Source organism: Brevibacterium spongiae (assembly GCF_026168515.1).
Taxonomy (GTDB): domain Bacteria; phylum Actinomycetota; class Actinomycetes; order Actinomycetales; family Brevibacteriaceae; genus Brevibacterium; species Brevibacterium spongiae.
The window spans coordinates 1010240-1023387 of sequence record NZ_CP093443.1; the positions used below are offsets into that span (position 1 = coordinate 1010240).

Here is a 13148-nt window from a genome sequence, read left to right on the forward strand (position 1 = left end):
ACATCATGACACAGTCCACCACCCCGCCGGCAGATCTGCCGGAGAAGATCCGCCATTACATCGGCGGAGAGTTCGTCGACTCCATCGACGGAGACGAATTCGATGTGCTCAACCCCGTGACGAACGAGCCCTACATCAAGGCCGCTTCCGGCAAGAAGGCCGATATCGAAGCCGCCGTCGCTTCCGCGAAGAAGGCCTTCGACGAGGGCCCATGGCCGACGATGCTGCCGCGTGAACGCGCCCGCATCCTCAACAAGATCGCCGATATCGTCGAATCCCGCAAGGACGAACTCGCCGCGATGGAGTCCTTCGACTCCGGTCTGCCGATCACCCAGGCCAAGGGGCAGGCGGCGCGTGCGGCAGAGAACTTCCGCTTCTTCGCCGACCTCATCGTCGCCCAGGTCGATGACGCCTTCAAGGTCCCCGGACGGCAGGCGAACTACGTCAACCGCAAACCCATCGGCGTGGCCGGGCTCATCACCCCGTGGAACACTCCGTTCATGCTCGAGTCGTGGAAGCTGGGACCGGCGATCGCCACCGGCAACACCGTCGTGCTCAAGCCCGCCGAGTTCACCCCGCTCTCGGCCTCCCTGTGGCCGGGCATCTTCGAAGAGGCCGGACTGCCCACCGGAGTCTTCAACATGGTCAACGGCTTCGGTGAGGAAGGCTTCGCCGGAGACTCCCTGGTCAAGCACCCGGACGTTCCGCTCATCTCCTTCACCGGTGAGTCGAAGACCGGGCAGATGATCTTCGCCAACGCCGCCCCGTGGCTCAAGGGCCTGTCGATGGAGCTCGGCGGCAAGTCGCCGGCCGTGGTCTTCGCCGACGCGGATCTCGAGGCCGCCGTCAACGCCACGATCTTCGGTGTCTTCTCCCTCAACGGGGAACGCTGCACCGCCGGTTCGCGCATCCTCGTCGAGGAGTCGATCTACGACGAGTTCGTCGAGCGCTACGCCGCCCAGGCCAAGCGTGTGAAGGTCGGTCTGCCTTCCGATGAGTCCACCGAGGTGGCCGCGCTCGTCCACCCCGAGCACTATGAGAAGGTCATGTCCTACGTCGAGATCGGCAAGTCCGAGGCCCGTCTCGTCGCCGGCGGCGGACGTCCCGAGGGCTTCGAGACCGGCAACTTCGTCGAACCGACCGTGTTCGCCGATGTGAAGCCCGATGCCAGGATCTTCCAGGAAGAGATCTTCGGACCCGTCGTCGCCATCACTCCGTTCTCCTCCGACGAGGAGGCCCTGGAGCTTGCGAACAATACGAAGTACGGTCTCGCCGCCTATATCTGGACCTCCGATCTCAAGCGCGCCCACAACTTCTCCCAGGCCGTGGAGTCGGGAATGGTGTGGCTGAACTCGAACAACGTCCGCGATCTGCGCACCCCGTTCGGCGGTGTCAAGGCCTCGGGTCTCGGTCACGAGGGCGGATACCGTTCGATCGACTTCTACACGGAACAGCAGTCCGTGCACATCAACCTCGGTGAGGTGCACAACCCGGTCTTCGGAAAGCAGTGAGGCTGACATGACGAATCGCAAAGATATGACCCTGACCTCGGCCGGCTACTTCGTCAGCCAGGAGGCGCCGATCGTCGCGGACAACCCCATCGCCACTCCTCAGGCGAGTCCGCCCGACATCCTCCGCTGCGCCTATATGGAACTCGTCGTCACCGACCTCGCCGCCTCGCGGGAGTTCTACGTCGACGTGCTCGGTCTCTACGTCACCGAAGAGGACGAGAACACGCTCTACCTGCGCTCGACGGAGGAGTTCATCCACCACAATCTCGTCCTGCGCAAGGGCGAGGTCGCGGCCGTCGCCGCATTCTCCTACCGGGTGCGCAGCCCCGAAGAGCTCGACAAGGCAGTGGCCTTCTACACCGAACTCGGCTGCGATGTCCGCCGCAACCCCGACGGCTTCGTCAAGGGTGTGGGCGACTCCGTGCGGGTGGTCGATCCGCTCGGGTTCCCGTACGAGTTCTTCTACCAATCCGATCACGTCGAACGCATGTCATGGCGCTATGACCTGCACATCCCCGGCGAACTCGTCCGCCTCGACCACTTCAACCAGGTCACCCCGGATGTGCCGCGTGCGGTGAAGTACATGCAGGACCTCGGCTTCCGCGTCACGGAGGACATCCAGGACGAGGAGGGCACGGTCTATGCCGCATGGATGCGCCGCAAGCCCTCCGTCCACGACACGGCGATGACCGGCGGTGACGGACCGCGCATGCACCATGTGTGCTTCGCGACCCACGAGAAACACAACATCCTCTCGATCTGCGACAAGCTCGGTGCGCTGCGCAGGTCCGATTCGATCGAGCGCGGACCCGGCCGCCACGGAGTCTCGAACGCGTTCTACCTCTACCTGCGCGACCCCGACGGCCACCGTGTCGAGGTCTACACGCAGGACTACTACACCGGCGACCCGGACAACCCGGTCGTCACGTGGGACGTCCACGACAATCAGCGCCGCGATTGGTGGGGCAACCCCGTCGTCCCGTCGTGGTACACGGACGCCTCCCTCGTCCTCGATCTCGACGGCAACCCGCAGCCGGTGCAGGCACGCACGGAAGATTCGGAGATGGCCGTGACGATCGGCGCCGACGGGTTCTCCTATACCCGCGCGGACGAGAACGAGGGCAAGCTGGGCAACCAGCTCTGAAAGGAATCGACATGCTCGATGAGACGACGATCGCGGCCATCGCCGACGATCTCGCGGAAGCGGAGCGGACACGATCGAAGATCGGTCTGCTCACCGCGAAGTACCCGGACATGACCGTCGAGGACTCCTACGCGGTGCAGAACGAATGGCGCCGCCGCGGAGAGGCCGCCGGACGCCGACTGATCGGCCACAAGATCGGCCTGACCTCGAAGCCGATGCAGCAGGCCACCGGCATCACCGAACCCGACTACGGGGCGATATTCGCCGACCAGGTCTATGACACCGGGTCGGTCATCGACCACTCGAAGTACTCGGGAGTGCGCATCGAGGTCGAGCTCGCCTTCGTGCTGAAGGACGAGCTGCGCGGCCCCGACATCAGTCTGATCGACGTCCTCCGTGCCACCGAATACGTCATCCCCGCGCTCGAGGTCCTGTCCTCACGCATCGAGATGGAAGGACGCACGATCGTCGACACCATCTCGGACAATGCGGCGCTGGGGGCAATGGTCCTCGGCGGCCGTCCCATCGCCGTCGACGCCGTGGACCTGCGCTGGGTGAGCGCCCTGCTCTACCGCAACGAGACGATCGAGGACTCGGGAGTCGCCGCCGCCGTGCTCGACCACCCGGCCCGCGGGATCGTGTGGTTGGCGAACAAACTCGCCGAACACGGGGACGTGCTGCAAGCGGGTGAGACCGTGCTCGCCGGATCGTTCACCCGCCCCATGTGGGTCCACCCCGGCGATACCGTCCACGCCGACTACGGAGAGCTGGGAGCCATCACATGCCGTTTCGAGTAGAGCTGCCGCAGACCTTCGCCGACCGTGTGGCCGGACTCGGCGAAGGCGAGTACCTGGCCGGCATGTGGGTGTGCTCGGCATCGCCCGTGGCCGCCGAGATCGCCGCCGCCTCGGGGATGCAATGGGTGCTCATCGACGCCGAGCATTCCCCGATCGGGCTCGAGACCACGACGAGTCTGCTGCGTGCGATGAACGGCTACTCCGCCACCCCCGTGGTGCGGGTGCCGGTGAACGATCGGGTGCTCATCAAGCAATACCTCGACCTCGGCGCGCAGAATCTGCTCGTGCCGATGATCGATACGAAATCCGACGCCGAGGCGGCTGTGGCAGCCGTCCAATATCCGCCGAAGGGTGTGCGCGGGGTCGGTTCGGCCCTGGCCAGGGCCTCCCGCTGGAACGCCGTGCACGAGTACCTGGGCAGGGCCGAGGAGTTCGTGTCCCTGACCGTGCAGATCGAATCGGCGACTGCAGTGGACAATGCCGCGGAGATCGCCGCGGTCGACGGCATCGACCAGATCTTCGTCGGACCCTCCGACCTGGCGGCGTCGATGGGGCTGCTCGGCCAGCAGACCCATCCGGACGTCACCGACGCGGTAGCGAGGACCTTCGCGGCGGTGAAGGCGGCGGGCAAACCCGTCGGCGTCAACGCCTTCGACCCGGTCCAGGCCAGGAAGTATCTGGACGCCGGTGCGTCGTTCGTCCTCGTCGGGGCCGATGTCGGCCTGATGATGAACGGCGCCCGTGCCTGGGCGCAGGAATGGGTCCAGGACTGAGCACACGTCACCCCCGGCTGCGTCAGCGCAGTCGGGGGTGACGTGTATTCATACTGCGTCTCAGTCCTCGTCGCGGCTCCGACCGGTGATGAGGAGAACTGTTGTGCCGAGACCGACGAGGACGATGCCCATGCCGATGAGCATTCCGTTGCCCGTGGTGCCGGTGCGGGGCAGCTCGGCCGGTGGCGCCGGAGCCGCGGGGGTTTCGGCGACAGGAGCGACCGGCGGAGATTCGGGCTTGTCCGGGGTTTCGGGCTTCGGTGCTGCGGGCTGCTCGGGCGGGGCCGGCGTTGAACTCGGCTGCTCGGGCGGCGTGCTCGGTTCCTCCGGTGGGGCCGGCGGCGTGCTCGGTTCCTCCGGCGGTGCCGGGGGAGTGGTCGGCTTCTCTTCGGGCGGACGGTGCACGGTTTCGGCCGGCACACCCCAATCGCTCGTCCACGCTTCGTTGACGTCGCTGCCCTCGATCGTCGTCACATAGGTGACCCAACCGACGGGCATCTCGATCGGCTCCGTGCTGATCTCGGCGCGCCCTTCCTTGTCGGCGACGACGGTGACGTCCTGGACGGAGAGTTCTTCACCGTCGGGCTTCGCCGACTGCTCGGGTTCGTCCTCCACGTGGTACGCGGTGACGGTGATCACGGCTTCGGATCCGGGTCTCAGCCCGGTCACGGCCACCTCGTCGTGGGTCTGGGTTCCCTCGAGAACCGCCTCGGTGTCGGCGCTCGGAGTCCAGGGGACGAACCCGGTCTCTCGGGGTTGGCCGTGGATGCCCTTCCACTCCTGCGTCGCCTTGTCACCGGCGATCGTCTCGGTGAAGTACAGCCAGCCACGGAAGTCCTCGGGCACGGTGACCTCACCGGAGGTGTGCGTGCCGTTGCCGACGTCCTTCGAGGTCACGGAGCCGATTTCACGGGCGTCGTCGTTCTTCGTGCCCTGAACCGGTGCCGTGCCGGTCTGCCACAGCGTATGTTCGACGGTGACGGTGTGGTCGCCGATGAGACCGGAGACCGTGAACTCATCGGTGACGGTCTCACCGGGGACCGGTGTCTGATCGGAGATCTCGGTGGTCACCGTCGGGTGGGAGCTGAGGTCCAGGGTCGCCTTACCCGCGACCGTGTCAGGAGCATCGGGAGTGACGACCCGCTGCACCCGGGTGCCCGAGGTGGGTTCGAAGATGCGCACGGTCTGCGGGGCGACCGTCGCCTTCGCCGCCACGGACAGCGTGCCCGGGGCGCTCGCCGTGAGTGTCGTCGTCACTGCCTTGGCACCGGTCGTCAGGGTCTTCGGGGCGTCCTTCGCGCCCGTCGTCGTCAGCGTGATGGGGATGTCGGGAACCTGTGTCCCGGAGGCGCTTGTCAGGGAGACTGTCAGCGTGGCCTCATCCGTGGGGGTGCCGAGGATCTTGGGTTTGTCCTTGTCGGCCTTGCCATCAGCAGACTTGTCGTTGTCGGCTGGGGACCCGGGCTCATTCGGATCGCTTCCCGTCTTCGCTCCGTCGCTTGTCGATTCCGACGCCCAGGAGTCAGGAGAAGCGGAGGACTCCGGGGAATGAGGTTCGAGGACGGGCATCCTGACAACCGGTTCGAGGCTGACATCGAGGGTGTAGGGACCCGCGTACTTCTTCGCCTCGGCGAGGATCGACTGATGGTGCTTCGCTGCCGCATCGAACTTCTTGCCGAGGTCGGCGGGCTTCTGCGGAGGCACCTTGTGGTCGTGGGGGAGTGTCTTGTCGAGTCGGGCGATGGCGCTCAGCGCCGCCTGCACATCTTTGGACTTCGAGTCGGCATATTCGTGCAGCGCCCATGCGGTGCGCGCCGATGTCACCTGCTCGGATTTCGCGTCCTTGAAGTACTTCGCCAAGGGAGACTTCTTTCCCGCATCGATGCAGTAGGCCGAGGTGTCCGGGAACGTCCGATACGAGCCGTACCACGTCTTGCCCTGCTTCGCGTGGTGCCAGATGCCAGGACCGTAGGCGTTCGGTGCGGTGTGCACGGGAACCTCGCCGAGGCTGACCGGAGGGCCCGCGGCCATCGCAGGACCCAGCCCGAGCAGTGAGGCGACGGTGAGGACGATGAGGACCAGTGCGGTGCGCAGCGATGCGAGTCTGAAAGAAGTCATGGAACGATTCGACAGGCGCACCCCACCGACGGGCCAGAGCCGCCGAACAGCCTGTGGAAACAGGTTCCGGCGTCCACAGGATTCGGCGTTTGAGTCGGGATGAACGGGGCGTCACCGGGTGGGAGAGTGGAGCCGGCGTTCGCTCGTCGGTGGCGGGGAGAATCGTGCCTGTAGCCCTGACCGTGACCCTGACTGTGGTCCTCACTGTGGCACTGTCGTCGGTCGAAACCGGGTGGTGTCCTCGGCTTCGTCCTGTCTGCTGTCCACAGCCCACAGTGGTGAAGTCGAGTTTCTGCTGACATGCGCACGGCGTGACAGCTGGCTGAAGTGTTGCTGGACGGATACATCATCTGGCCCTGAGACGCTGATGTTCGCCCATAGAATTGGGTGAGCGGTAATTCCCCCATCGAAGAAGGACGATCTATGTCGGCACAGAACGGTCCCGGTCCGCAGGGCCCGAATCAGCCCGGACCGCAGCGACCCCAGCCGCCCCAGGTGCAGGATCCCCGGAATCCGAACGCTCCGTCCGCATCGGGGCCACAGGGGCAGGTGCCGCCGCAGGGTCAGGTCCCAACGGGTCAGGTGCCGCCGCAGGGTCAGGTCCCACCCGGTCAGGTGCCGCCGCAGCAGAACCATGATCGGTTCCGACCGCGTCCCCAAAGCTCGCAGCCGCCTGCCCAACAGCCGGTGTCCGGCAAGCAGGCACCCGTGCAGGGAATGCCCCGACCTGCGCAGGGACAGCCTCAGCCCGTGCCGGGACCCAACCAACCCGTGCCTGCGCCGGGACAGCCTGTGATGCACGGGCAGCCGATGCCGGGTCAGCCGATGCCGGGTCAGCCGATGCAGGGACAGCCGGTGCCCGGATACCAGCCGCCGGTGCAGGCACGCGTCTACGCCCAGCCGCGCTTCGCTCCGACCGTCACCCAGGAGATGCGGATCCGGGCGGGTATGCAGGCACCTCAGCAGGTGGTCACGGACACCCCGTGGACCGGTGCCGTGCGCCAGGCACAGCCGGAGACCGCACCCGATTCGACCGGCAACATCGTCCGACTCGTCGCAGCCATCCTCGTTCTCCTCGTTCTCGTCGGAGGGCTGGGGCTGCTTGCCCTCTTCGGCGGGCTGAGCTTCGGTGTGCGTCTGTTCGCGCTCATCGGACTCGCGGCGATCCCGCTTCTCGGCATCATCGCCTATGTGCTCTGGCTCGATCGGTGGAAACCGCAGCCGAAGCTTCTCTTGGGCATCTGTCTCCTCTGGGGTGCCGTCGCCTCGGTCATCCTCACCCTCGGCTTCTCCCTCGTCGGCGATATCGCGCTCTATCTGGCCGGATTCAACGGCGTGCCCGACATCATCGGCACGGTCATTCAGGCCCCGATCGTCGAAGAATCGACGAAGACCGTCCTCCTCGTCGTCATCGTCCTCGCCGCACGGCGTCACTTCGAGGGCCCCCTCGACGGGCTCGTCTACGGTTCCCTCATCGGTGCGGGCTTCGCCTTCACAGAGAACATCCTCTACCTCGGACAGTCATGGAATGAGGGCGAACTGCTGGGACTCGCTCTGACATTCGCCATGCGCTGCCTCGGTTCGCCGCTGCTGCACACGGCGTTCTCGACCTGTGCCGGCGTGTCCATCGGCCTCGCCGCCCGAAAATGGCCGTGGTGGTCGCTCATCCTCATGTGGCTGCCCGGACTCGCGCTCGGCATGGTCCTGCACGGCTTCTGGAATGGCTCGATGACACTTCTCGCCATGATCGGCTACGCGTACAGAAACGTCATGAACGAACTGGTGCCTCAGGTCATCGGCCTCATCGTGCTCAGCCTCATCCTCTCCGCCGCCTGGGTCGCGCTCGGCCTCATCCTGCGCCGCAGCGAACGCATGCATACGCAGAACATGCTCGGCGACTATGCGAACTCCGGTTGGCTCACCCACGCCGAGGTCGACATGCTCGGCACCTGGAAGGGCCGGAAGAACGGCCGCGATTGGGCGAAGTCGTTCCCCGGCGGCAAGGAGGAGATGAAGACCATGATCCGGACCTCCGGCAAACTGTCGACGACGCGGATGCGTGTGCTCGCCGGCATCGGCGGTGAACAGGAACGGAAGATCGAACGGGCCGAGCTCAAACAGTTCGTCGACGCCCGTGAACGACTGCTCGCCGCCTCGAAGCAGATGGTGCGGTAGACCCAACCTGTGACAGTCCTCGACATCCTCCTCATCGTCCTCGGCATCGGCGCGCTCTTCGCCGGTTTCCGCCAGGGCATCATCACTGCGCTGGGAACCGCGGCCGGCTTCGTCGTCGGCTGGATCCTCGGTCGTCTGCTCTCCCCGCTCGTCGAAACGCTCAGCGAAGGCACGAGCGCCATGGACAACCCCGGTGTGCTCATGCTCCTGGCCTCCATGCCGCTGGTCCTCAGCGTCCTCTTCGCCTTCGCCGGCAGCGGGATCGGGGCATGGATCAAACGGTCGATGGACTCCGATCTCGGGCAGGGCATCGACGCCATCGGCGGCACCGTCACCGCCGGGATCGTCTACGTCCTCGTCATCTGGCTCGCCGCCGGCTTCATCCGCACCACCCCGCTCGTCGAACCAAACCGGTGGGTCGCCGACTCCACCGTGATCGCCGCCATCGACCGCACGATCCCCTATTCCTCCCAGAACGCCCTGGGCGGACTGGCCCGCGGGCTGAGCGCCTCCGGATTCCCACAGGTGTTCTCCGGCCAGACAGAACAGATCCGCGGCGTCGGCGAACCCGACGAAGGCATGGTCGACGTCGGCCGCAAGGTCGAGGACTCGGTCGTGAAGGTCACGACCACGGCCACCACCTGCCCCACCGGCTCGGAAGGCTCGGGCTTCGTCTTCGACGATGGACTCGTCGCCACCAACGCCCACGTCGTAGCCGGGTCGACGGAACTCGCCGTCCAGGTCGGCGGAAAAGGCAGACCCTACCTCGCCGAGGTGGTCGAATTCGACGCTGAAGCCGACGTTGCGGTGCTCCGCGTCCCGGAACTCGATGCTCCCGCACTCGACTTCGGCGATGGCCTCGGAGCGGGGGACGACTCCGTGGTCGTGGGCTTCCCCGCCAACGGGCCGTACACGATCTCACCGACGCGCGTGAGGGAGAAGATCAACGCCCGCGGTCTCGACATCTATGATTCGAAATCAGTGGTGCGCGAGGTGTATTCGCTGCGTGGAATCGTCCGCGAAGGCAATTCGGGAGGCCCCCTCATCGACGCTCAGGGAGATGTCGTCGGGATGGTCTTCGCCCGATCCGCGACCGATGACGAAACCGGATACGCACTCACCCGAGCCGAGATCGCCGACGAGCTGCAGGCCGGAACGAGCAATCGCACACCCCAGCCGGCCGGGCAGTGCACACAGTGATCAGTGCACCGAGCGAGCGTCCGCGAACCGAGCGCCCGAGGTGAACGCGACTACTTGAGGTTGAGCCCGGCGAGCACGGCACGGTGATCGCTCGACCCGCGGCTGAGCACCTCGTCGGAGGTGGCATCGAAGCCGCGGTAGAGGATGTGGTCGAGGCGAGTGACGGGGAACCGGGCCGGCCAGGTGAAGCCGAAGCCGCCGTGAGCCTGCTCGCGCGAATCCTCGAGCGGGGGAACCAGGGTCGCGAAATTGTTGTCCGTCGACGCCGTATTGAAGTCGCCGGCGACGATGACATTTTCGGCTCCGTCGGTCTCCACACTCGCGGCGAGTCGACGCAGAGCGGCGTTGCGCATGGATTCGTGTCCCGGCCGGACCGAGGGCATATGCACGGCATAGAACCGGATGTCACCGTGGTCGGTCGAGATCGTGGTGGCGAACGCTCGCGGCCACTGCAGGCCGAGGTCGACCTCTTCGGGCGCGGACATCGGCCACTTCGACCACACGCCGACGGTGTCGAGGACCTGGGCGTGCTCGAAGGAGGAATCGAGCTCCTTGTGGATGATCTTGCCCGACAGGGACTCGAGTTCCTGGATCGTGACGATGTCCGGGTCGCGTTCGACGATGTTCTGCGCCGCCGCCGTGGGCTGCGGCATCCGCGCACCCACATTGTGGGTGGCCACGGTCAGATCCGTCTCATCGGCGTCATCATTGGGCAGCAGAGCCGGTCCGAACATCCCCGCCCACACGAGCGTGGGTACGAGGAATCCGATGGCTGAGAGCCACGAGAACCGGATGAGGAACATCAGCAGCACGAGAGCGAGGAAGATCCCCGTCCACGGCAGCACCGATTCGAGGATGAGGGCGATGCCCATCCGTGTCGGCAGAAGGTTGTGGAGAAGCAGGAATGCCGCATAGAGGATCCCGAAGATCAATGCGGTGATGCCCTTCGCGGGGCTGTGCCTTCTGCGTGGTGAAGAATATGCCTGGCTCATCGAACAACGATCTTAACCGGGAAGTCTGGCCCCAGGCTGGGTGAGGGGTGCGATGCGGCTCACAGCGGCATCTCGTCAGCGACGTGCTGTCGCACTCCACACCGTGACATCCGGATGAGTGTCGTAGCGGTAGCCCGATCCGCGCATGGTCCGCACCACCGAGGCATACTCGCCGAGGCGGCGCCGCAGTCGGCGGATGTGCACGTCCACGGTGCGTTCGTCGGGAACCTCACCGCCGGACCACACCGCGGTGATGAGGTCCTCACGCGGCAGGGTCTCGTCCGCATGGGTCACGAGGGTGGCCAGCAGGTCGAATTCCTTCGTCGTGACGTCGACGAGCTCACCGTCGATGCTGACCTCTCGGCGGGGGATGTCGATGCGCAGACGTTCGGACGCGGCTTGAGAGTACGCCTCGCCGGCCCGACCGCCGAAACCGCGCGGTGCGGGGGCCGCCGGTGCGTCCTCTTCCCGCAGGGTCGGCGGGTGGATGCGGTTGGGGATCCTCGACCGCACAGGTCCGTGCGTGGCTGCGGGCGCTCCGGTCGCTGCGGGGGAGCCGTTGGCGACGGCACGCACGGCGTCGATATCGCTGCCGCGTCCCTCCGGGGCCAAGGCGATGACCGCCTGGGTCTCGGCCTGGCTGGCCAGTTCCTTCGCATAGGCCTGCAGCTCACCGGCGATGGCGGAGAGGTTCGTGCCGTCGGCGGCGGCCTTGGATTCATCGAGTCCGATGTAGACGATGATTCCGCGTGCGGCCTTCGGCGAGGGGACGACTCCTGCCGGCCCATAGGTGTGGGGGGCGTTCTGCGGGTCGACTGCGCTCAACCTGGCTCCTGCACGTCGAGTGGCAACTGCGCTGCGGGGGTGGAAGTAGGCGGGTTCTGGATTCGGCATGACTGTCCTTTGCTCCGATCATCGGATCGGGATGACTGAATGAGTCCGCTGCTTGCGTGTACTCGTTCGAGGCCGGACAGCGGGAGGGCGATCACCGACCACGAACGCAGGGCATGCACATGGCTGCCGCCGGCATTCGCTGTGGGTCGATCGCTGAAGTCATGGCTTCATTATTTGTCACATTGCGCGGGCGCTGCAATGCGAACGCCGAAAATGAGACGACTGTGACGAATTGTGACGAAACTGTCGGGCTCCGTCAGTCGACGATCCCGTACATCCGGTCTCCGGCATCGCCGAGTCCGGGCACGATGTAGCCCTTCTCGTTGAGCTTCTCGTCGAGTGCGGCAGTGTAGATCTTCACCTCTGCGGAATCGCTGTAGTCGGCTTCGATGCGACGCACACCCTCGGGGGCGGAGACGAGGCACACGGCGGTGACATCGCGGGCGCCGCGCGCGAGCAGGAAGTCGATGGCCATGGCGAGGGTGCCTCCGGTGGCCAGCATGGGGTCGACGACGAAGATCTGCCGTCCGGTGAGGTCGTCGGGCAGGCGATCGGCATACGCGCTGGGTTCGAACGTGGTCTCATCGCGGACCATGCCGAGGAATCCCACCTCGGCGGTGGGCAGGATGCGCAGCATTCCGTCGAGCATGCCGAGGCCCGCGCGCAGGATCGGAACCACGATCGGGCGGGGTTCGGCCAGCTTGGTGCCGGTGAATGTCGACACGGGTGTCGAGATCTCCTTGTCCTCGATCGACACGGAGCGGGTGGCCTCGTAGGCCAGCAGCATGACGAGCTCTTCGGTGAGCTGGCGGAAGCGCGCGGAGTCCGTGAACTGATCCCGCAGTGCAGTGAGTTTGTGGGCGATGAGCGGGTGATCGGCTACGTGAAGATGCATACCCAAATGGTACGGGAGAACTTCACTCTTCCGGCAGTGGTCAACGCGGAGCGAAGAGTTCACAATGGAGGCATGTCGTACTTCACTGAGATCCTGACCGATTCCGGCGACGGCTTCCGCGCCCTCGATGTCGACGTTCGTGATGCGAACGACCTCGACGACCTCGTCGACATGATGCGCTCCGCCGCCGGCGACGACGGTGAGGCGGTCGCCGTCATCGAACACGAAGACGAATGGTTCGGACTCGTGCGCCTGTGCGCGAACAATGAGGTCAAGGTCTTCCTCTCCGACCTCGCCGCCGTCGAGGCCAGCCCCTTCGCCGAGATCTTCGCCGAGTTCCTCGATTCCCGTCCCGATGCCTACGACGCCGAACCCGAAGAGGACTTCGGTGCCGAGGAGGATGAGGGTACTGCCGATGAAGACGACGAGGAGGAGGTCGAGATGCTCGAGCTCGACCCCGACGCCGAATGGGGCGGAGACGCCGACATCTACGCCGATCGAGGAGTCTCGGCGGCCACCCTCATCGACCAGGTCGAGGAGTACCGCTCCGACCCGGCCCGCGTCGTCGCCCATGTCGGGGAGACCGTGGGCTTCGCCGACCAGCTCGAGGCCGCACGCTGAACCGGGATTCCCCCGAGGCGGGCGAGGC

Annotated in this window: 11 protein-coding genes; 7 read left to right on the forward strand and 4 right to left on the reverse strand. The window is 65.8% G+C overall.

The window, feature by feature from the left end:
• Positions 1-5: 5 nt before the first annotated feature.
• The 4 genes from hpaE to L1F31_RS04440 are packed head-to-tail and all read left to right on the forward strand — an operon-like array spanning position 6 to position 4225.
• Positions 6-1511 carry a 5-carboxymethyl-2-hydroxymuconate semialdehyde dehydrogenase gene (hpaE, locus tag L1F31_RS04425; protein WP_265419468.1) on the forward strand — a complete coding sequence of 502 codons (1506 nt, stop codon included), beginning with the start codon at positions 6-8 and terminating at the stop codon, positions 1509-1511.
• Positions 1512-1518: 7 nt separating this feature from the next.
• Positions 1519-2655 carry a 3,4-dihydroxyphenylacetate 2,3-dioxygenase gene (hpaD, locus tag L1F31_RS04430; protein ID WP_265419469.1) on the forward strand — a complete coding sequence of 379 codons (1137 nt, stop codon included), beginning with the start codon at positions 1519-1521 and terminating at the stop codon, positions 2653-2655.
• Between the two features lie 11 nt (positions 2656-2666).
• Positions 2667-3452, forward strand: coding sequence for a fumarylacetoacetate hydrolase family protein (locus L1F31_RS04435; protein WP_265419470.1), 786 nt, complete (start codon positions 2667-2669; stop codon positions 3450-3452).
• Complete coding sequence (locus L1F31_RS04440) at positions 3437-4225, forward strand: HpcH/HpaI aldolase family protein (protein WP_265419471.1); 789 nt, start codon at positions 3437-3439, stop codon at positions 4223-4225. The genes L1F31_RS04435 and L1F31_RS04440 overlap by 16 nt, the downstream gene beginning before the upstream one ends.
• Before the next feature lie 60 nt (positions 4226-4285).
• On the opposite strand, the gene L1F31_RS04445 is transcribed toward L1F31_RS04440, so the two are convergent.
• Positions 4286-6343: an Ig-like domain-containing protein gene (locus L1F31_RS04445; RefSeq protein ID WP_265419472.1), complete on the reverse strand. Its 2058-nt coding sequence runs from the start codon at positions 6341-6343 to the stop codon at positions 4286-4288.
• 750 nt (positions 6344-7093) lie between these two features.
• On the opposite strand from L1F31_RS04445, the gene L1F31_RS04450 reads away from it, so the two are divergent.
• Positions 7094-8518, forward strand: coding sequence for a PrsW family intramembrane metalloprotease (locus tag L1F31_RS04450; protein ID WP_265419473.1), 1425 nt, complete (start codon positions 7094-7096; stop codon positions 8516-8518).
• Between the two features lie 9 nt (positions 8519-8527).
• Complete coding sequence (locus L1F31_RS04455; RefSeq protein WP_265419474.1) at positions 8528-9718, forward strand: MarP family serine protease; 1191 nt, start codon at positions 8528-8530, stop codon at positions 9716-9718.
• A gap of 50 nt (positions 9719-9768) precedes the next feature.
• Here L1F31_RS04455 and L1F31_RS04460 read toward each other — a convergent pair whose 3' ends face one another.
• From L1F31_RS04460 to upp, 3 genes are all read right to left on the reverse strand, one after another.
• Positions 9769-10710: an endonuclease/exonuclease/phosphatase family protein gene (locus L1F31_RS04460; RefSeq protein ID WP_265419475.1), complete on the reverse strand. Its 942-nt coding sequence runs from the start codon at positions 10708-10710 to the stop codon at positions 9769-9771.
• A 75-nt stretch (positions 10711-10785) separates the two neighbouring features.
• Complete coding sequence (locus tag L1F31_RS04465; protein ID WP_265419476.1) at positions 10786-11604, reverse strand: winged helix-turn-helix domain-containing protein; 819 nt, start codon at positions 11602-11604, stop codon at positions 10786-10788.
• Positions 11605-11860: 256 nt separating this feature from the next.
• Positions 11861-12499 (reverse strand): uracil phosphoribosyltransferase, encoded by a 639-nt coding sequence (gene upp, locus L1F31_RS04470; protein WP_265419477.1) that lies wholly within the window; start codon positions 12497-12499, stop codon positions 11861-11863.
• A 72-nt stretch (positions 12500-12571) separates the two neighbouring features.
• On the opposite strand from upp, the gene L1F31_RS04475 reads away from it, so the two are divergent.
• Positions 12572-13120: a tRNA adenosine deaminase-associated protein gene (locus L1F31_RS04475; RefSeq protein WP_265419478.1), complete on the forward strand. Its 549-nt coding sequence runs from the start codon at positions 12572-12574 to the stop codon at positions 13118-13120.
• Positions 13121-13148 lie beyond the last annotated feature (28 nt).